This is a genomic window from Paracoccus zeaxanthinifaciens ATCC 21588, assembly GCF_000420145.1.
Classification (GTDB): domain Bacteria; phylum Pseudomonadota; class Alphaproteobacteria; order Rhodobacterales; family Rhodobacteraceae; genus Paracoccus; species Paracoccus zeaxanthinifaciens.
Genome location: NZ_ATUJ01000017.1, coordinates 18,000 through 35,387, shown reverse-complemented (window position 1 = coordinate 35,387; position 17,388 = coordinate 18,000). Strand labels below are relative to the sequence as shown.

The 17,388-nt window shown below is 67.8% G+C and carries 18 protein-coding genes; 9 read left to right on the top strand and 9 right to left on the bottom strand.

Annotated features, from left to right (window positions below):
• Positions 1 to 16 precede the first annotated feature (16 nt).
• Positions 17 to 670, top strand: coding sequence for an aspartate/glutamate racemase family protein (locus F804_RS0113760; protein WP_028725997.1), 654 nt, complete (start codon positions 17 to 19; stop codon positions 668 to 670).
• On the opposite strand, the gene F804_RS16585 is transcribed toward F804_RS0113760, so the two are convergent.
• On the bottom strand, positions 660 to 1,577 hold the full coding sequence (locus F804_RS16585; RefSeq protein WP_022708329.1) for a hydrogen peroxide-inducible genes activator: 918 nt from the start codon (positions 1,575 to 1,577) through the stop codon (positions 660 to 662). The two genes, F804_RS0113760 and F804_RS16585, sit on opposite strands and share 11 nt — an antisense overlap.
• Positions 1,578 to 1,678: 101 nt before the next feature.
• On the opposite strand from F804_RS16585, the gene F804_RS0113750 reads away from it, so the two are divergent.
• The 3 genes from F804_RS0113750 to F804_RS0113740 all read left to right on the top strand — a co-directional run bounded on the left by F804_RS0113750 (position 1,679) and on the right by F804_RS0113740 (position 4,556).
• Positions 1,679 to 2,644, top strand: a complete 966-nt coding sequence (locus tag F804_RS0113750; RefSeq protein WP_022708328.1) for a sodium-dependent bicarbonate transport family permease — start codon at positions 1,679 to 1,681, stop codon at positions 2,642 to 2,644.
• Between the two features lie 80 nt (positions 2,645 to 2,724).
• Positions 2,725 to 3,939 carry a GTP-binding protein gene (locus F804_RS0113745; protein WP_022708327.1) on the top strand — a complete coding sequence of 405 codons (1,215 nt, stop codon included), beginning with the start codon at positions 2,725 to 2,727 and terminating at the stop codon, positions 3,937 to 3,939.
• Positions 3,936 to 4,556, top strand: coding sequence for a DUF1826 domain-containing protein (locus F804_RS0113740; protein ID WP_022708326.1), 621 nt, complete (start codon positions 3,936 to 3,938; stop codon positions 4,554 to 4,556). Before F804_RS0113745 ends, F804_RS0113740 begins: the two co-directional genes overlap by 4 nt.
• Positions 4,557 to 4,561: 5 nt before the next feature.
• On the opposite strand, the gene F804_RS0113735 is transcribed toward F804_RS0113740, so the two are convergent.
• Complete coding sequence (locus F804_RS0113735) at positions 4,562 to 5,818, bottom strand: Hsp70 family protein (RefSeq protein WP_022708325.1); 1,257 nt, start codon at positions 5,816 to 5,818, stop codon at positions 4,562 to 4,564.
• Between the two features lie 152 nt (positions 5,819 to 5,970).
• Between F804_RS0113735 and F804_RS16580 the strand changes: the two genes are divergently transcribed.
• On the top strand, positions 5,971 to 6,891 hold the full coding sequence (locus F804_RS16580) for a DMT family transporter (protein WP_022708324.1): 921 nt from the start codon (positions 5,971 to 5,973) through the stop codon (positions 6,889 to 6,891).
• Here the strand turns inward: F804_RS16580 and F804_RS0113725 are convergent.
• A complete protein-coding gene (locus F804_RS0113725) occupies positions 6,872 to 7,363 on the bottom strand; it encodes a MarR family winged helix-turn-helix transcriptional regulator (RefSeq protein ID WP_245540366.1) in 492 nt (163 codons plus the stop codon). The two genes, F804_RS16580 and F804_RS0113725, sit on opposite strands and share 20 nt — an antisense overlap.
• A gap of 54 nt (positions 7,364 to 7,417) precedes the next feature.
• Here F804_RS0113725 and hmgA point away from each other — a divergent pair, with 54 nt between their 5' ends.
• Both hmgA and fahA read left to right on the top strand, forming a co-directional pair.
• Positions 7,418 to 8,761 carry a homogentisate 1,2-dioxygenase gene (hmgA, locus tag F804_RS0113720; RefSeq protein WP_022708322.1) on the top strand — a complete coding sequence of 448 codons (1,344 nt, stop codon included), beginning with the start codon at positions 7,418 to 7,420 and terminating at the stop codon, positions 8,759 to 8,761.
• Positions 8,762 to 8,919: 158 nt separating this feature from the next.
• Entirely contained in the window at positions 8,920 to 10,137 is a 1,218-nt protein-coding gene (gene fahA / locus F804_RS0113715; protein WP_022708321.1) for a fumarylacetoacetase, read from the top strand.
• Between the two features lie 60 nt (positions 10,138 to 10,197).
• On the opposite strand, the gene F804_RS0113710 is transcribed toward fahA, so the two are convergent.
• On the bottom strand, positions 10,198 to 10,659 hold the full coding sequence (locus F804_RS0113710; protein ID WP_022708320.1) for an Lrp/AsnC family transcriptional regulator: 462 nt from the start codon (positions 10,657 to 10,659) through the stop codon (positions 10,198 to 10,200).
• A gap of 129 nt (positions 10,660 to 10,788) precedes the next feature.
• On the opposite strand from F804_RS0113710, the gene hppD reads away from it, so the two are divergent.
• Together hppD and F804_RS0113700 are read left to right on the top strand one after the other, a co-directional pair.
• Complete coding sequence (hppD, locus tag F804_RS0113705; RefSeq protein ID WP_022708319.1) at positions 10,789 to 11,901, top strand: 4-hydroxyphenylpyruvate dioxygenase; 1,113 nt, start codon at positions 10,789 to 10,791, stop codon at positions 11,899 to 11,901.
• A 31-nt stretch (positions 11,902 to 11,932) separates the two neighbouring features.
• Complete coding sequence (locus F804_RS0113700; protein ID WP_022708318.1) at positions 11,933 to 12,292, top strand: Rieske (2Fe-2S) protein; 360 nt, start codon at positions 11,933 to 11,935, stop codon at positions 12,290 to 12,292.
• Here the strand turns inward: F804_RS0113700 and F804_RS16575 are convergent.
• Genes F804_RS16575 through F804_RS0113675 form a run of 5 tightly spaced genes read right to left on the bottom strand, consistent with a single transcriptional unit; the run spans position 12,289 to position 17,387 of the window.
• A complete protein-coding gene (locus F804_RS16575) occupies positions 12,289 to 13,248 on the bottom strand; it encodes an ABC transporter ATP-binding protein (RefSeq protein WP_022708317.1) in 960 nt (319 codons plus the stop codon). The genes F804_RS0113700 and F804_RS16575 overlap by 4 nt on opposite strands.
• Entirely contained in the window at positions 13,245 to 14,201 is a 957-nt protein-coding gene (locus tag F804_RS0113690; RefSeq protein ID WP_022708316.1) for an ABC transporter ATP-binding protein, read from the bottom strand. Before F804_RS0113690 ends, F804_RS16575 begins: the two co-directional genes overlap by 4 nt.
• Positions 14,198 to 15,766, bottom strand: a complete 1,569-nt coding sequence (locus F804_RS0113685; protein WP_022708315.1) for a gamma-glutamyltransferase family protein — start codon at positions 15,764 to 15,766, stop codon at positions 14,198 to 14,200. Before F804_RS0113685 ends, F804_RS0113690 begins: the two co-directional genes overlap by 4 nt.
• A complete protein-coding gene (locus tag F804_RS0113680) occupies positions 15,763 to 16,632 on the bottom strand; it encodes a polysaccharide deacetylase family protein (RefSeq protein ID WP_022708314.1) in 870 nt (289 codons plus the stop codon). The genes F804_RS0113685 and F804_RS0113680 overlap by 4 nt, the downstream gene beginning before the upstream one ends.
• Positions 16,629 to 17,387, bottom strand: coding sequence for an SDR family NAD(P)-dependent oxidoreductase (locus F804_RS0113675; RefSeq protein WP_022708313.1), 759 nt, complete (start codon positions 17,385 to 17,387; stop codon positions 16,629 to 16,631). The genes F804_RS0113680 and F804_RS0113675 overlap by 4 nt, the downstream gene beginning before the upstream one ends.
• Between the last annotated feature and the right edge of the window lies 1 nt (position 17,388).

Genomic DNA, 17,388 nt, shown 5'->3' with positions numbered 1-17,388 from the left:
GGCGGCAGGCACGATGATGCGGCTTCTGTTCCTGAACCCGAATTCGACCCAGGCCATGACCGACAGCATGGTCGAGGTCGCCCGCAACGCCCTGCCCGGCACCGAGCTGCTGGGGTGGACGAACCATGACGGCCCGGCCGCGATCCAGGGCCCCGAGGATGGCGCCGCCGCCGTCGCGGGCCTGATGGCGCTGCTGCCCAAGGCGCAGGCCGCCGCGGTCGATGCCATCGTCATCGGCTGCTTCGACGATACCGGGCTGGACCGCCTGCGCGATGCGGCCCATTGCCCGGTCATCGGCATCGGTCAGGCCGCCATGGCGCTGGCCGCGCTGCATGGCGGGCGCTTCGGGATCGTGACGACGCTTGACGTGTCGGTCCCCGTGATCCGGGCCAATGTCGCGGCCTATGGACATGCGGATGCCTGCATGGCCGTCGTCGCATCCGGGATCCCCGTGCTGGATGTCGAGATGGGCGGCCCGCAGGTCCGCGATCGCCTGTCGCGCGTGATCGCGGACACGGCGCGGGGCGGCGCGCGCGCCATCGTGCTGGGCTGCGCGGGCATGTCGGCCCTGCGCCCGGAACTGGGCCGCGACACCGATGCGGTGCTGGTCGATGGGGTCGTTGCCGCCGCACATCTTGCGCAGGTGATGGCCCTGACGATCAGGGACTGAGCGGCACCACCTGCAGCCCCAGCCCGCCTGCCGCGCCCCGCAGGATCGCGGCCAGTTCCCGCGACAGCGTCGCGGACCGGTCCTTGGGCAGCATCAGGCTGATCGTCCGGTCCGCGCCCGGCATGGCCAGCGGCATGACGCGAACCTCGGTCCGGTGGACGCCTTGGCGTCGCGCGAACAGGTCCGGCAGGATGCCGATGCCCGCGCCGGTCGCGGCCATCAGCACGATGGAATCGAGGCTCGTGCCCTCGTAATCGTCCGACACCATCGCCCCGCTGGCCCCTGCAAGGCCATAGACGATGCGCGCCAGCCGGTGGCCCGTGTCCAGGGTCAGCAGCCGCTGTCCGGCCAGGTCGGGCGCGGTCACGCGCCCCCTGTCGGCCAGCGGATGGTTCGGGGCCACCGCAACCCACAGCGGTTCGACGAACAGCGGGTGCTGGAACGTGTTCGGATGATCCTCGGGGGTCGAGATGATCGCGTCGAAGCGGCCATTGCGGACCCCCTCGTCCAGGCTGAGCGTGTTTTCCTCGCGCACGATGACGCGCAGGTCGGGCTGGTCGTCATGCAGCGCCTTCATCGCCTGCGGCAGCAGATACGGCCCGATCGAGGGCAGCACCCCCAGCCGCAGGCGCCCGCCGAAGGGCAGGTCCGACAGCATCGTGGCACGCAGGGCCGCGACCTCGGACAGGATGCGGCGGGCGCGGGTCACGAATTCCAGGCCCCGCGCGGTGGCCTGCGCCCCGCTGCGGCCCCGCTCGAACAGGCGCACGCCCAGGTCGGTCTCGACCGCGGCGATCTGGTTCGACAGGCTGGGCTGGCTGACATGCAGCATCTCGGCCGCAAGGCCGAAGCTGCCCAGCTGGTGGACCGTCACGACATATTCCATCTGGCGAAGGGTCGGGCGCATACATATCCCCAGGCTATCGAACGACGCATTGATTTGTATTTAAGCTATGCAATGAAACCGGGCAACAGGCGCGAAACCCTCTCGTGCAAGGTCCGAAAACGATGCAGATCCTCGACAGCCTGATCGGCAACCTGATGGTGCCCACGATCCTGTTCTTCGCCCTCGGCCTGCTGGCCGCCTTCGTCCGCAGCGACCTGTCCATCCCCGAGGGCGCGGCCAAGTTCATGTCGCTGTACCTGCTGCTGGCCATCGGCTTCAAGGGCGGCAACAGTTTGGCGAAGAACGGGCTGGACGCCGAACTGTTCACAGCGATCGCGGCGGGCCTGGTCCTGTCATTCGCGATCCCGTTCATCGCCTATGGCCTGCTGCGCGGCATGACGCGACTGGACCCGCTGAACGCGGCCGCGGTGGCGGGGCATTACGGCTCGATCTCGATCGTGACCTTCGTGGCGGCATCCAGCCTGCTGGACCTGACGGGGATCGCCTCGGACGGCTACATGGTCGCCGTCGCCGCGACGATGGAGGTGCCCGCCATCCTGTCCGCGCTGTGGATCGCGCAGCGCTTCGGCCACGAAGGCGGCGCAAGGCGCGTCCCCGCGCGAGAGCTGTTCGCCAACGGATCCATCGTGCTGCTGACCGGCGCCTTCGTCATCGGTGCGCTGACGCAGGACAGGGGCATGCAGATGATCGCGCCCTTCGTGGTCACGCCATTCACCGGGATCCTGTGCCTGTTCCTGCTGGACATGGGTCTGTCGGCGGGGCGCAGCCTGCTGCGCAACCGGCATCTGCTGTGCGCAGGGCTGTTCGCCTTCGGGCTGGTCATGCCGGTGATCGGCGCGCTTCTGGCGATGGGCCTGGGCAGCGCCATCGGGTTGCAGACGGGCAGCCTGTTCCTGCTGATGGTCCTGTCGGCATCGGCATCCTACATCGCGGTCCCGGCGGCGATGAAGGTCGCCCTGCCCCGCGCCGAGGCCGGCATCTATCTGACGCTGTCGCTTGGCGTGACGTTCCCCTTCAACATCACGGTCGGGCTGCCGCTGTACCTGTGGCTGGCAGGGCTGGTCTGACCCGCCAGCCATTTGGCGGGTTGCACGAGGCGCGGCTCCTGGGTATATGTTACAGTATAACGTAACTACAAGGTCCGACCATGCCTGCCATCGACACGCGCCTGCCCGTCACCGTCCTCTCGGGGTTCCTGGGTGCGGGCAAGACGACGCTGCTGAACCGCGTCCTCAACAACCGCGAAGGCCGCCGCGTGGCGGTCATCGTGAACGACATGTCCGAGGTGAACATCGACGCCGACCTCGTCCGCGACGGTGGCGCGAATCTCAGCCAGACGGACGAGACCCTGGTCGAGATGACGAACGGCTGCATCTGCTGCACGCTGCGCGACGACCTGCTGCAAGAGGTCCGCAAGCTGGCCGAAGAAGGGCGCTTCGATTACCTGCTGATCGAATCCACCGGCGTCTCCGAGCCGCTGCCGGTCGCCGCGACCTTCGATTTCCGCGACGAGGATGGCCACAGCCTGTCCGATGTCTCGCGTCTGGACACGATGGTGACGGTGGTCGATGCGGTGAACCTGCTCAACGACTTCTCCAGCCACGACTTCCTGCATGACCGGGGCGAGGTCGCGGGCGAGGGGGACGAGCGCATGTCGGTCCACCTGCTGACCGACCAGATCGAATTCGCCGACGTGATCGTGCTGAACAAGGTCACCGATGCCGGTCCCGAACGCACCGATGCCGCCCGCAAGATCATCCGCGCGCTGAACGCCGATGCCCGCATCATCGAAACCGACCGCTCCGAGGTTCGCCCCGCCGACATCCTCGATACGGGGCTGTTCGACTTCGACCGCGCGCATGAACATCCGATGTGGGCCAAGGAGCTTTACGGCTTTGCCGACCACACCCCCGAGACCGAGGAATACGGCGTCGCGTCCTTCGTCTATCGCGCAAGGCAGCCCTTCGATCCGGCAAAGGTGCACGCGCTGCTGAACGGCCCCCTGCCCGGCGTGATCCGCGCCAAGGGGCATTTCTGGATCGCAACGCGCCCGGACTGGCTGGCCGAATTCTCGCTGGCGGGGGCGCTGTCCTCGATCACGCCGCTTGGACAGTGGTGGGCCTCGGTCCCCGAGGAACGCCGCCCGACCGGTGACGGCGCGCGCGAATATTTCGCCCGCCACTGGATCGAGCCGTGGGGCGACCGGCGGCAAGAGATCGTCTTCATCGGGACGGGTATCGACTGGCCCGCGCTGAAGGCCCGCCTGGATCAGGCCCTTGTGCCCGAACACCTGGCCCCCGGCCCGGACGCGCTGCCACGGCTGCCCGATCCGTTCCCGGCCTGGGGCATGGCCGCGGCATGACGGTGCATGCAGCCCCCGTGCCCGGCGTGGCCATCGTGTCCGAGGCGGATGGCATCGCGCGCATCGCGGCGGAAGACACTGCGGCGCTGATCTGGCTGCGCGACAGGCCGGGCCCGTTCCGCGACTGGATCGAGGGGCTGGACCCCGTGCTGCTGCCCCGCGCCCGCATGCTGGTCCGGCCCGAGGGCGCCCGCGCGGCGGTGACTGCGGCCTGCGAGGCGGCGCAGATGCCCGACGGCCCCGAGCGGCGCTGGCTGATCGACGACATCGCGGAATGCGCGCGGGTCTTCGGCGCGACGATGGGCGCGCCCTGGCTGCGCCTGCGGCTGGACGTGATCGCGACCGATGCCTGCCGCCGGTTCCACGCGGACCGGGTGACCGCTCGGCTGGTCTGCACCTATCGCGGGACGGGGACGCAATACGGGCTGGCGGACGGGGACGAGCCGCAGCACGTCGCGACGGTCCCCGCAGGCTCGCCCTTCGTGATGCGCGGCACGCTGTGGCCGCCCCTGCCCGATCGCGGGCTTCGCCACCGCTCTCCTCCGATCCAGGGCAGCGGCGAGACGCGCCTGCTGCTGGTCCTGGATCCCGTCACCGACCCCGAAGCCGAGGGCTGAGCCGTTCAGGCGAAGTTGCGATCGTCGGAAGCGGCGATCGCAAGTCCCGTCGCCACGGCGTCGAACACCTCGCTGAAGGAATGTTCGGCGTCGAGGAACAGGGCACGCATCGTATCCGGTACGAAGGACATCAGGCTGGACCCGCCGACATAGACGACCTTGCCGATACCCGAGGCGCGCAGCCCCGCACGGGCCAGCGTCTCCTCGGCGCCGGTCCGCAGCGCGTTTGAATGGGCGGCAAGGCTGGTGGCCATGTCGGCGCGGCTCAGCGGCAGGCTCAGCGCGCGCTCGATCGCGGACAGGTCGATCAGGGGGGCGTCGGCACCATCATTCGCGGCGATCTTGCCCGCCTCGACGGCGAAGGCCACGTCGTGGCCCAGTTCGTCCTCGATGACGGTGCGCAGGCGCGACAGGTGATCGGGGCGATGCGCCAGGCGCAGCATCTCGTCCACGCGGCGCAGGGTCTGGGGGGTATAGAGGAAGGGGATCTTCTCCCACGTGGCAAGGTCGTTGAAGATGGCGTTCGGGACCGGCGACTGCCCCTCGCCCATGGCCAGCCGCAGCTGACCGCCACGCCCAAGCGCGGGCATCACGTGGTCGATGCTGATCGAGCGGTCGAAATCCGTGCCCCCGATCCGCACGCCGTGATTGGCAAGGATGCGGATGTCCCGCCCCTGGCCGCGAAAGACCGAGAAATCGGACGTGCCGCCCCCGATATCGACGATCAGCCCGGCCATCTTCGCATCGCGCAGCCCCCCGCTGGCGATCGCCGCAGCCTCGGGTTCGGCCATGAAGCGCACGTCCTGGAAGCCCGCCGCAAGGTAGCATTCGCGCAGATCGGCCTCGGCCTGCGCCTCTCGGGGGTCGTTCGGGCCGTGAAAGACGACGGGGCGGCCCGACAGGACGCGCTCGAAGGGACGGCCCGCCTCGGCCTCGGCCTGTTCCCTGATGCGGGTCAGGATGCGGGCGATGATGTCCACGAAGCTGACGCGCTCGCCCAGGATCTGGCGCTTCTCGTGCATCAGGCTGGTGCCCAGCACGCGTTTCAGCGCGCGCATGAAGCGGCCCTCTTGCCCCTCCAGCAGGGCGCGGTTGGCGGCCTCGCCCATCAGGGTCCGCCGCGACGCGCGGTCGAAGAAGAAGGTGGTGGGCATCGCCTCGCGGTCCTTCTCCAGCCGGATCAGGCGGGGCGTGCCGTCATGCAGGAAGCCCGCCGCCGAATTCGAGGTGCCGAAATCCACACCCAGCCCAAGATCCGCCATGCCCGTCATCCTTGTCCCGCGAAAGGGATCGCGCACTACGCCCCGCCCCGCGCGAAGTCAAGCGCGACGCTTTCGCATTGACCCCGTCCGGCACGGCAGGCACCAATCCGCCCGAGGATCGCGCAGGACGGACCGCGCGAGGGGGGCAGACCATGATCACCGACATTCCCGACGCGCGCAGCGCGAACGTCACCGGCGCGCTGTGGATGATCGCCGCAATGGCGGGCTTCGCGGTCGAGGATGCCTTCGTCAAGGGTGCCGCGCAGGTCCTGCCGGTCGGGCAGATCCTGATCATGTTCGGGCTTGGCGGCGCCGCGATCTTCGCCATCGTCGCGCGCCTCAACCACGAGCCGCTGTTCACGCCGGACGTGCTGGCACCCGCGATGCGCTTCCGCATGGTCTCCGAGGTGGTCGCCCGCCTGTTCTTCGTGCTGGCGCTGGCGACGATCCCGCTGTCGGTGGCGACGGTGATCCTGCAGGCCACGCCGCTGGTCGTCGTCGCGGGCGCGGCCATCGTCTTCGGCGAACGCGTGGGCTGGCGCAGGTGGGTCGCGATCCTGATCGGGATGGCGGGCGTCCTGGTGATCGTGCAGCCGGGGGCGGACAGCTTCTCGGCGCTGTCGCTGCTGGCGGTGGTGGGGATGCTGGGCTTTGCCGGACGCGACCTTGCCAGCCGCGCGGCGCCGCGCACGGTCGGGACCTCGATCCTCGGGCTCTATGGTTTCCTGTCGGTGGTCGTCGCGGGCACGCTGATCGCAATCTGGCAAGGCGATGCCCTGCCGCGCCCCGACCTGCGATCCGCGCTGTTCGTGGCGGGCGCGGTCATGGCGGGGGTCTGCGCCTATTCCTGCCTGATGAAGGCGATGCGCACGGGCGAGGTGTCGGCCGTCACGCCTTTCCGCTACTGCCGCCTGCTGTTCGGCATCGGCTTCGGCATCGCCATTTTTGGCGAGGAGTTGCGCCCCTCGATGCTGCTGGGCTCGGTGCTGATCCTGGCATCGGGCCTGTTCATCATGTGGCGCGGCAGGCAGGTCGGTGCAAAGGCACCGGCGGTCAGGGCACCCCGTCGATGATGCGGCGCAGCGCGCTTTGCAGGTGTGCCGCATCCGGCCCCAGGTCGCGCAGCAGCCGCGCCTGAAAATCATCCGCGATCCGGCCAAGGCGCTGCATCAGCGCGTTTCCATCCGGCGTCAGTTCCAGGACCACCAACCTGCGGTCGGTCTCGTGCGGTTGGCTGGAGATCAGGCCGCCCCCCTCCAGCTTCGAGGCGGCGCGGCTGACGATGCTCTTGTCCAGATGCACGCGGGCGGTGATGTCGCGCACGCTGACCGGACCCGAGCGGTGCAGATGCGCCATGACCCGCCATTCGGGAATCGTCAGCCCCGCCTCGGCGCGATAGATCTCGGCAAAGCTGCGGCTGATCTTCGCCGCCGCCACGCTCAGTTGATAGGGCAGGAATTCGTCGAGGTCGAAGGACATGCACATCTCGAGCCGTTGGTGATCGCCGCAGCCTAGCACCGACCGCGCCGCTTGACATCCTTGCATCCTCAACGATATTTTCATTGCAATCGCAACGAACAGGTCGCGGAGGAGAAGGCCATGACGGTTCAGCGGATGCCTCCGGGGCCGACCGGCACGGTCGCCGGCTACATGCCCGGCTTCGGCAACGATTTCGAGACCGAGGCCCTGCCCGGCGCACTGCCGCAGGGCCAGAACAGCCCGCAGAAATGCAATTACGGGCTCTATGCCGAACAGCTGTCGGGGACGGCCTTCACCGCGCCGCGTGGCCAGAACGAGCGGACATGGTGTTACCGCATCCGCCCCTCGGTCCATCACACGGGGCGGTTTTCGCCCATCGACATTCCCTATTGGAAGACCGCGCCGAACGTCCTGCCGAACGTCACCAGCCTTGGGCAGTACCGATGGGATCCGATCCCCGTCCCGGACGAGGATCTGACCTGGATCACCGGGATGCGCACGATCACCACGGCGGGCGACGTGAACATCCAGGTCGGCATGGCCAGCCATGTCTATCTGGTCACCCGCTCGATGCGGGACGAGTACTTCTTCTCGGCCGACAGCGAACTGCTGGTCGTCCCGCAGGAAGGCCGCCTGCGGTTCTGCACCGAGCTGGGCGTGATCGAGCTGGAACCGCAGGAGATCGCCATCATCCCGCGCGGGTTGGTGTATCGCGTCGAGGTTCTGGACGGTCCCTGCCGCGGCTTCGTCTGCGAGAATTACGGCCAGAAGTTCGACCTGCCCCATCGCGGGCCGATCGGCGCGAACTGCCTTGCGAACCCGCGCGACTTCAAATGCCCCGTCGCCGCCTTCGAGGACCGCGAGGTCCGGTCCCGCGTGGTGATCAAATGGTGCGGCCAGTTCCACGAGACCTGGATCGGCCACAGCCCGTTGGACATCGTCGCGTGGCACGGAAACTATTGCGCCTACAAGTATGATCTTCGGACATATTCCCCGGTCGGTGCGATCCTGTTCGACCATCCCGACCCGTCGATCTTCACCGTGCTGACCGCGCCTTCGGGACAGGAGGGGACCGCGAATATCGACTTCGTGCTGTTCCGCGACCGCTGGATGGTGGCCGAGCACAGCTTCCGCCCGCCCTGGTATCACAAGAACATCATGTCCGAGCTGATGGGAAACATCCACGGCATCTATGACGCCAAACCGCAGGGCTTCGCGCCGGGCGGGATCAGCCTGCACAACTGCATGCTGCCCCACGGCCCCGACCGCGAGGCGTTCGAGGGTGCAAGCAATGCCCAGCTGAAGCCCGAGAAGCTGGACAACACCATGAGCTTCATGTTCGAGACCCGTTTCCCCCAGCACCTGACGCATTACGCCGCCCGCGAAGCCCCCATGCAGGAGGAATATATCGACGTCTGGGAGAGGCTCGAGAAGAAGTTCGACGGGACGCCGGGGATCAAGTGATGGCGCGGTGACGCGACCGGATCGGCCTGCGGCGCGGTCAGGCCGTCATGTGTCGACACGATGTCTGATCCGGACCTGCCCATTCCCGATCAAAGGCATACAGGCGACATCTCATGGGGCAGCCCGCCTACGACAAGAAGAACGTGGAGGCATGAAACATGGTCAAGACGGACATGCCGATGCGCAGCTGGGTGGCCGATGCGAACGATCCCGACTGCGACTTTCCGATCCAGAACTTGCCTTTCGGCGTCTTCTCGACCGCGGCCACCCGGCCCCGCTGCGGCGTTGCCATCGGCCGGATGATCTTGGACCTGGCTGCGTGCGAGGAACGCGGGCTTCTGGATGCCAAGGGCAGCTTCGCCCGCCCGCAGCTGAACGAGTTCATCGCGCTTGGGCGCCCGACCTGGGACCGCATCCGTGCCCGCCTGACCGAATTGCTGGCCCAGGGTGCCGATACCGACTTGCCCCTGGTCGCGATGCCCGACGCGACGATGCACCTGCCGATCCGCGTGACCGAGTTCACGGATTTCTACGCCTCGAAGAACCACGCCTTCAATGTCGGCACGCTGTTCCGCGGCCCCGAAAACGCGCTGCCCGAACAATGGACCCACATGCCTATCGGCTATAACGGGCGGGCATCCTCGGTCGTGGTGTCCGGCACGGATATCCGCCGCCCCATGGGGCAGGTCAGGGGCGAGGACGGCCCTGTCTGGTCGCCCAGCAGGCGGCTGGATCTGGAACTTGAACTGGGGGCCATCGTCGGGGCCGACAGCGCGATGGGCGACCGCATCTCGGTCGAAAAGGCCGAGGGGATGATCTTCGGCTATGTCCTGCTGAACGACTGGTCGGCGCGCGACATCCAGGCGTGGGAGTACCAGCCGCTCGGGCCGTTCCAGGCCAAGGCGCTTGGCACCACGATCAGCCCGTGGATCGTGACGCAGGCCGCGCTGGAGCCCTTCCGCTGCAAGGGGGCCGAGCGGGTGAACCCGCTTCTGCCCTATCTGCACGAGGAACGGCCGGGCTTCTACGACCTGACGATCGGCTGGTCGATGAACGGTCAGCGGATGTGCAGCACGAATTACAACGTCATGTATTATTCCAGCGCGCAGCAACTGGCGCATCACGCGGTGTCGGGCTGCCCGATGCGCGTGGGCGACCTGCTGGGAAGCGGCACCATCTCGGGGCCTGCGCGCGACCAGACGGGCGCCCTGCTGGAGATGACCGAGGGCGGAAAGACCCCCGTGACCGTGAACGGCGCACCCCGCACCTTCATCGAGGATGGCGATGTCGTCTCGCTGCATGCCCATGCCCAGGGGAACGGTTACCGCGTGGGCTTTGGCGAATGCACCGGCAGGATTCTTCCGGCACAGGAGTGACGACCGCGACCGCCGCCATTGTCGAAAAGGAAGCGCCCGAACCCGCCTTCTCCGCCACGATCAGCCCGGCACGATGCCCTGATCGTCCTTCAGGGTCTTCAGCACGATCTCGGACCTGACCTGCGACACCTGCGGATGCGGCAGAAGATGCGCGTGGACGAAATCCGCGAAGGCATCCAGATCGCGCACCCTGACATCCAGGATGTAGTCGGCATCCCCCGAGACCGAGAAGGCCGACCGGATCTGGGGATGCGTCGCGACGAAGCGGGCGAAGTCGTCCTCTTTGCGCTGGCCGTGGCTGGACAGGTTCACACGCACGATGGACCGCAGGCCATAGCCCAGCTTGGCCGCCCCCAGCCGCGCGGAATACCCCTCGATCACGCGGGCCTCTTCCAGGGCCGCCCGCCGCCGCGAGCACTGCGAGGGCGACAGCTTCACGATCTCGGCCAGGGCGGCGTTCGTCAGCGCGCCATCGCGCTGCAATGCGGTCAGGATCAAGATATCGAACCGATCCAGCTTCATCGGGCGCACCTTTCTGCCGATACATGCACGTTTCGTGCATATCATCTGCCAACCCCGTTCACTATGCAAGCTTCGTGCGCGCGGCTCGTGTCATCCTGATCGCAACAGATGCCAGGAAGGAAAAGCGTCATGGGTCCGTTTCCGCACAATGCCCCGAAGGCCACGATCAGCGCCGCAAACCCGGCAGGCACCGATGGTTTCGAATTCGTCGAATACGCCCATCCCCAGCCCGAGATCCTCGACCGGATCTTCCGGCAGATGGGCTTCGTGCCGGTCGCAAGACACAAGACGAAGGACGTCACGCTCTATCGCCAGGGGGATATCAACTATCTGCTGAACGCCGATCCGGCGGGGCATGCGGCGGGCTTCGTGGCCGAACACGGCCCCTGCGCCCCCGCGATGGCATGGCGCGTGGTCGATGCGCAGGTCGCCCTGCAGCGCGCGCTGGATCTGGGCGCCACGGAATATAACGGGCCGGGCAAGTCGATCGAGGCGCCGGCCGTTCTGGGTATCGGCGGATCGCTTCTGTATTTCATCGATCGCTATGGCGATGCGGGCAGCGCCTATGACGCCGATTACGACTGGCTGGACCAAGCGGACCCGCGCCCGAAGGGCTTCGGCTTCTACTATCTGGATCACCTGACCCACAACGTGATCCGCGGGAACATGGACACCTGGTACAGGTTCTATCACGAGACGTTCAATTTCCGCGAAATCAAGTATTTCGACATCAAGGGCAAGCAGACGGGCCTTGTCAGCCGTGCGCTGACCTCGCCCGACGGCAAGATCCGCATTCCGATCAACGAAAGCACCGACGATCACAGCCAGATCGAGGAATACCTGCGCGAATACAAGGGCGAGGGCATCCAGCACATCGCCATCGCCTCGGACGACATCTATGCCGGGACCGACCTGATCGCGGATGCGGGGATGGAGTTCATGCCCGGCCCGCCCGACACCTATTACGAGATGTCGCATCGCCGCGTGAAGGGCCACGAGGAGCCCCTGGACCAGATGCGCAAGCACGGGATCCTGATCGACGGCGAAGGCGTGGTGGGCGGCGGCGAGACGCGCATCCTGCTGCAGATCTTCTCGAAGACGGTGATCGGCCCGATCTTCTTCGAGTTCATCCAGCGCAAGGGCGATGACGGCTTCGGCGAGGGGAATTTCCGCGCCCTGTTCGAGTCGATCGAGGAAGACCAGGTGCGCCGCGGGGTCCTGTCAGCCGCGCCCGCCGAGTGACGCACCTTCCGCAGGACAGGGGGACCGGGCCATGACCTGGACGGATTACGCGACCGCACCGCAGCCCGGCACGCGCATCTGCGAGGCCGATCGCGTAAACCCGGTCCTGTCGCTGCGCGTGGGCGGCGACAGGGGCGGCTTTCCTCTGCTGGTCCTGCGGGCGGGCGACGGGTTTCGCGCCTATGTGAACGCCTGTCCGCACCAGTACCTGCCGCTGGACCATCGCGGCGACCGCATCCTGTCGGCGGACGGGACGATGCTGATGTGCACCGCGCATGGCGCGCGCTTCGACATCGCGACGGGCCAGGCCGTCCAGGGCGCCGAGTGCGGGCTGGACCCCGTTCCCGTCCGGCTGTCGCAGGGCATGCTGGTGATCGGCGACGCCCCCTAGTCCGGCGCGATGCAGCGAACGCTGCGATCCGTGCCGATCCGTTCCAGGGGCGGACGCGCGGCGGAACATTCCGGCATGACCTTCGGGCAGCGCGTGGCGAAGGGGCAGCCCGGGGGCGGGTTCAGCGGGCTGGGCAGGTCGCCCTTCAGCAGGATGCGCGACCCGCGATCCCTGCGCGACACGTCGGGGCGCGGGATCGCGCTGATCAGCGCGCGGGTATAGGGGTGGTGCGGATGCGCGAAGACCTCGGTCACGGAGCCTTCCTCGACCACGATGCCCAGATACATCACGCAGACGCGGTCCGCGATGTGCCGCACCACGCTGAGATCATGCGAGATGAACAGATAGCTCAGCCCCAGGTCGCGCTGCAGCCGCAGCAGCAGGTTCAGGATCTGGCTCTGGATGGACACGTCCAGCGCGCTGACAGGCTCGTCGCAGATCACCAGTTTCGGGGACAGCGCCAGCGCCCGCGCGATCACGACCCGCTGCCGCTGACCGCCCGACAGCGCGGTCGGGCGGCGGTCGCGCTGGTCGGGGTTCAGGCCGACCAGCTCCATCAGCTCATCCACGCGGGCGCGCACCTTGTCGGCGGGCCAGCCGTTGATGACCAGCGGTTCGGCGATGGAACGGGCGATCGACATGCGCGGGTTCAGCGCCGAGACCGGGTCCTGGAACACCACCTGCACCTGCTGCCACAGGGCGCGACGTTCGGTCGGGCGCAGGCTGGCAAGGTCGCGCCCCTCGAACAGGATGCGGCCACCCGTGACGGGGGCCAGCCCAAGTGCTGCGTTGCCGGTCGTGGATTTGCCGCAGCCGGATTCGCCGACGACGGCGACGGTCTCGCCCTGGTGGATGGTCAGGCTGACCCCGTCCACGGCGCGGGTGACGGGGGCGGAACGCCCGCCCCTGCCCGGAAAATGCACCTTGAGGTCCTGCAATTCCAGAAGCGCGGTCATGTCATGCCCTCGGACAGGGGGTGGAAGCAGGCAACGCGATGCGCGCCTTCGGACAGGGCGGGCGTGGCGTCGCATTGTGCCGTCGCGCGGTCGCATCGGGTCTTGAAGCGGCAGCCCTGCGGCCAGTTCCGGGGGCTGGGGACATTGCCCGGAATGGCGAACAGTTCCTGCTTCGGCGGGTGATCCAAGCGCGGAATGGTGCGCAGCAGCATCGCGGTATAGGGGTGGCGCGGCTGGCGGAAGATGTCGTGCACGTCGCCCTGCTCCACGACGCGCCCGCCATACATCACGCAGACGCGGTCGGCCATTTCGGCGACGATCCCCATGTCGTGGGTGATCATCAGGACGGCGGTGCCCTCTTCCTCGGCCAGGTCGCGGATCAGGTCCAGGATCTGCGCCTGGATGGTGACGTCCAGCGCGGTCGTCGGCTCGTCCGCGATCAGCAGACGGGGCCGCGATATCAGCGCCGCGGCGATCATCACCCGCTGGCACATCCCGCCCGACAGTTCCGCCGGCAATTGATGCGCCCGGCGTTCGGGGTCGGGAATGCCCACGCGGCCCAGCATGCGCACGGCCTGCTGCGCGGCATCCGCGGCCGAGGCGCGGCCATGGACGATCAGGCTCTCGGCGACCTGCGCACCGATGGGCATCAGCGGGTTCAACGATGACACGGGTTCCTGGAAGATCATCGCCAGCCCGTTGCCGCGCAGGTCGGCCATGTCCTGCCCGCCCGCGCCATGAACGGGCACCCCGTCGAAACGGATGCTGCCGCGCGTGATGCGCAGGCTGTCGGCCAGAAGCCCGATCACCGACAGCGCCGTCAGCGATTTCCCCGAGCCGCTCTCGCCGACCAGCGCGACGACCTCGCCCGGGCGGACGTCCAGCGTGACACCATCGACCAGTTGCAGCGATCCGGCAGCGACCGCAAGATCCGTGACCTCCAGCAGGCTCATGGCGCGGCCACCGCTGCGGCCCAGGGGCTGACCGGATGCGCGGCGCCCGCCGCCATGCCGTCGCCCTGCCCCGCCTGCACCAGCGAGGGGATCGCGAACTGCACCGGATAGACGGTGTCGTCGGTCAGCTGCACCGGGTGATGTTCGCTGATCGCGGTCGCCACATCCGCCGCCGCGCGCCGGTCCACGAGGATCGTCGCCGTGCTGGCATCGATGCGCGGGCGGGCCATCGCGGTTTCCGGCGTATCGCCCCGGTCGATCAGGTGCGACAGGATCTGCAGCACCGCCGGGAAGATCTGCCGACCGCCCGCCGCGCCAAGCGCGATCTCGGGGCGGCCATCGCGCAGCGCGATCACCGGCGACATGTTGGCCAAGGGCTTGACCCCCGGCGCGATCGAGTTCGGCTGCCCGTGGCGCGGATCGAACCACATCATGCCGTTGTTCATCACGATATCGGTCTGCGGCAGCACCACCTTGGACCCGAAGCGCGACAGCAGCGTGTTGGTCAGCGACACCATGTTCCCCTGCGCGTCGATCACCGACAGATGGCTGGTGCAATCCTCGGTCGCGGCGGCGTGGCCCAACGTCTTCAGCCGGTATTCATAGGCCTCGCGGCAGGCGACCGCATGGGCCGCCGACTGTTCCGCGTCGGACAGCGTGCCGATCTGGCGGTCCTGCAGATGCGACAGCGCCCGCAGCAGGCTGGGCCCGCCGGACAGACCGGGGATGACGCAGATCTGCCGGTCACGGTACTCCTGAACCTGAGGTTCCTGCCAGACCACGTTGTAATCGCGCAGATCCTTGGCGCTGATGCAGGAACCGACCTGCGCCAGGTCCTGCAGCATCAGATCGGCGGTTTCCCCCTCGTAGAATTCGCGCGGGCCGTTCTGGGCCAGCCGGCGCAGGACGGCGGCCTTCTTCGGCATGGGCAGAACGGTGGCCGAGGCCGTATCGGGATGCGGCTGCCGAAGGTCGGGGTCCAGGAACAGCATCGTCGCCGCCGTGTTGCCCAGAAGGTTCGTGCGATCCACGGCAAAGGCCAGGTCCGCGAACCAGTCGACCGTCATGCCACGGGCCGCGATCTGGGCTGCGGGGGCCACGATATCGGCCCAGGACATGGTGCCGAACCGTTCCAGCGCCGCGGCAAAGCCCGCCACCGCCCCCGGCGTGCAGATGGACGAGCCGCCCGTGATGTTGCGATTGTCGCGCACGGCGGGCCAGTCGAACCAGTCGCCGTCCGACCCGCCCGCAAGCGGATAGTCGGCGGGGTCCAGCCCCTGCGGCGACATCAGGTTGAAATCCAGCGCATCGACCGTGCCGTCGGCCGCCGCGTGCAGCAGGAAGCCGCCGCCGCCGATGCCCGACAGCCAGGGCTCGACCACCGACAGGACCAGCGCGGTGGCGATGGCGGCGTCCATCGCGTTGCCGCCCTGCGACAGGATGTCCGCGCCGATCTGCGCGGCCTCGCGGTGCTGGGCCACGACGATGCCCTTGGCGCCTGCGACCTGCGGCTTGCTCAGCGACCAGGCCTGCGCGCCGCCGCGAATGGCTGGGTGTTCGTTCATTGCGGTGATCCCTTGGTGGTATGGACGGGAAGCTGCGGCAGCGGGAAGTCGGGCTGATCGGTCAGGCCGCGATGATGCTGCGCCAGCTCTCCGCAGGTGGGGCGCCAGATGTCGTCGCTGTGGGCGATCATGCGCCACAGATCCTCCAGCATGTCGATGCGCGCGGGGCGGCCGCTGATCCAGTCATGGACGGTCAGCATGAACAGGCTGCCATGACGGCGGGCGGAGCGGGCCTCGGACTGCCAACGCTCGCCTATTTCCAGATGGGAACGCGGCGCGCGGTCGCCCGCGCCCAGGAACTTGAAGAAGATGGCGTCGTCGATATCCCACCGCACCGGCAACTCGGTCACGCCGCCGATGGTATAGGGCACGTCCTCGCCCATCAGCGAGGAATCCCACAGGTCCAGACGCCGCAGCTCTCGCAGCATGTGGGGCGTCATCTCCCATGCGGGCGACCGGAAGCCCTCGGGGCGCTGGCCGGTCTGCGCGACGAACAGCTGGATCGAGCCCTCCAGCGCATCGGTGAACTGCTGGTCCGAGATGTCGCCGACCAGTTCGTGCCAGTCGCCATGCAGCGCGATCTCGTGGCCGCGTTCGACAAGGCCGGGCAGCAGGTCGGGGTTCTCGCGCGCGACGACCGCCGGCACGAAGAAGCTGCCGCGCAGGTCAAGCCGCGCCAGCATGTCGGTCATCCGCGACAGCCCGCGCCGCATCCCCGCCATGCGATGTTCGGGCACGGCGATGGTTTCGGGCCGTGCGTTCCGCGTGGCCCACAGATAGGGCGAGACCGCGTCCACATCGACGCTGAAACACGCGGCGGCGCGCTTGCCCTCGGGCCAGGGATATGGCGCAGGCGACCAGATCATAGCGGCGACTTCTTGTCCTGATAGACATCGAGGCTGCCCGCTGAATTGCCGCCATCGACCGACAGGGTCGCGCCGGTCACGTTGCGGGCGGCGTCGGATGCCAGGTACAGCGCGGCATTGCCGACATCCTCGGCGGTGGTCTCGTGGCCAAGGGGGATGTTCGCCATCACGCGGTCGACATGTTCCTTGGGCAGGCTGGACACGGCGCTGCCCGCCGCGAAGCCCGGCTCCAGCGCGTTCACGCGGATGCCGAATTCGGCCAGTTCCAGCGCGAAACCCTTGGTCAGGCGGTCCAGCGCGGTCTTGGACATGCAATAGGTCACCATCGTGCGCCGCATCTTGCGCGCCGCCCCAGACGAGATGTTGATGACATTGCCCCGGACGCCCGCCTCGATCATCTGCAGCGCGAAGCCGCGCGTCAGCACGAAGGGCGCGCGCAGGTTCACGGACATGATCCGGTCCCAATCCGCAACCTCCATGTCCAGCATGAAGGCGGACGGATAGAGCGCGGCATTGTTGATCACCACGTCCGGCGCGCCCCATTCGGCGGCTATGGCGGCCAGCAGGTGGTCCAGCCCGGCATCGTCGGTCAGATCGGCGGCAACGGCAAAGCCCGGCATCCCGTCCACGTTCAGATCGGTCCGGCAGACGATCGCGCCGTTGGCCTCGAACTGGTCGGCCAGGGCGCGGCCCATGATGCCGCTGGCACCGGTGACGACCACGCGCTTGCCTTCGAAGGCGGTTCCGAAATGCATT

Bases quoted from the DNA above. Each gene is read 5' to 3' on its own strand.
- F804_RS0113700 (WP_022708318.1), top strand. From the start codon at position 11,933: ATGACCTGGACGGATTACGCGACCGCACCGCAGCCCGGCACGCGCATC.
- F804_RS0113760 (WP_028725997.1), top strand. From the start codon at position 17: ATGCGGCTTCTGTTCCTGAACCCGAATTCGACCCAGGCCATGACCGAC.
- hppD (WP_022708319.1), top strand. From the start codon at position 10,789: ATGGGTCCGTTTCCGCACAATGCCCCGAAGGCCACGATCAGCGCCGCA.
- F804_RS0113750 (WP_022708328.1), top strand. From the start codon at position 1,679: ATGCAGATCCTCGACAGCCTGATCGGCAACCTGATGGTGCCCACGATC.
- F804_RS0113725 (WP_245540366.1), bottom strand. From the start codon at position 7,363: ATGCAAGGATGTCAAGCGGCGCGGTCGGTGCTAGGCTGCGGCGATCAC.
- fahA (WP_022708321.1), top strand. From the start codon at position 8,920: ATGGTCAAGACGGACATGCCGATGCGCAGCTGGGTGGCCGATGCGAAC.
- F804_RS16585 (WP_022708329.1), bottom strand. From the start codon at position 1,577: ATGCGCCCGACCCTTCGCCAGATGGAATATGTCGTGACGGTCCACCAG.
- F804_RS0113735 (WP_022708325.1), bottom strand. From the start codon at position 5,818: ATGGCGGATCTTGGGCTGGGTGTGGATTTCGGCACCTCGAATTCGGCG.
- F804_RS0113740 (WP_022708326.1), top strand. From the start codon at position 3,936: ATGACGGTGCATGCAGCCCCCGTGCCCGGCGTGGCCATCGTGTCCGAG.
- F804_RS0113710 (WP_022708320.1), bottom strand. From the start codon at position 10,659: ATGAAGCTGGATCGGTTCGATATCTTGATCCTGACCGCATTGCAGCGC.
- F804_RS16580 (WP_022708324.1), top strand. From the start codon at position 5,971: ATGATCACCGACATTCCCGACGCGCGCAGCGCGAACGTCACCGGCGCG.
- hmgA (WP_022708322.1), top strand. From the start codon at position 7,418: ATGACGGTTCAGCGGATGCCTCCGGGGCCGACCGGCACGGTCGCCGGC.
- F804_RS0113745 (WP_022708327.1), top strand. From the start codon at position 2,725: ATGCCTGCCATCGACACGCGCCTGCCCGTCACCGTCCTCTCGGGGTTC.
- F804_RS0113675 (WP_022708313.1), bottom strand. From the start codon at position 17,387: ATGCATTTCGGAACCGCCTTCGAAGGCAAGCGCGTGGTCGTCACCGGT.
- F804_RS0113690 (WP_022708316.1), bottom strand. From the start codon at position 14,201: ATGAGCCTGCTGGAGGTCACGGATCTTGCGGTCGCTGCCGGATCGCTG.
- F804_RS0113680 (WP_022708314.1), bottom strand. From the start codon at position 16,632: ATGATCTGGTCGCCTGCGCCATATCCCTGGCCCGAGGGCAAGCGCGCC.
- F804_RS0113685 (WP_022708315.1), bottom strand. From the start codon at position 15,766: ATGAACGAACACCCAGCCATTCGCGGCGGCGCGCAGGCCTGGTCGCTG.
- F804_RS16575 (WP_022708317.1), bottom strand. From the start codon at position 13,248: ATGACCGCGCTTCTGGAATTGCAGGACCTCAAGGTGCATTTTCCGGGC.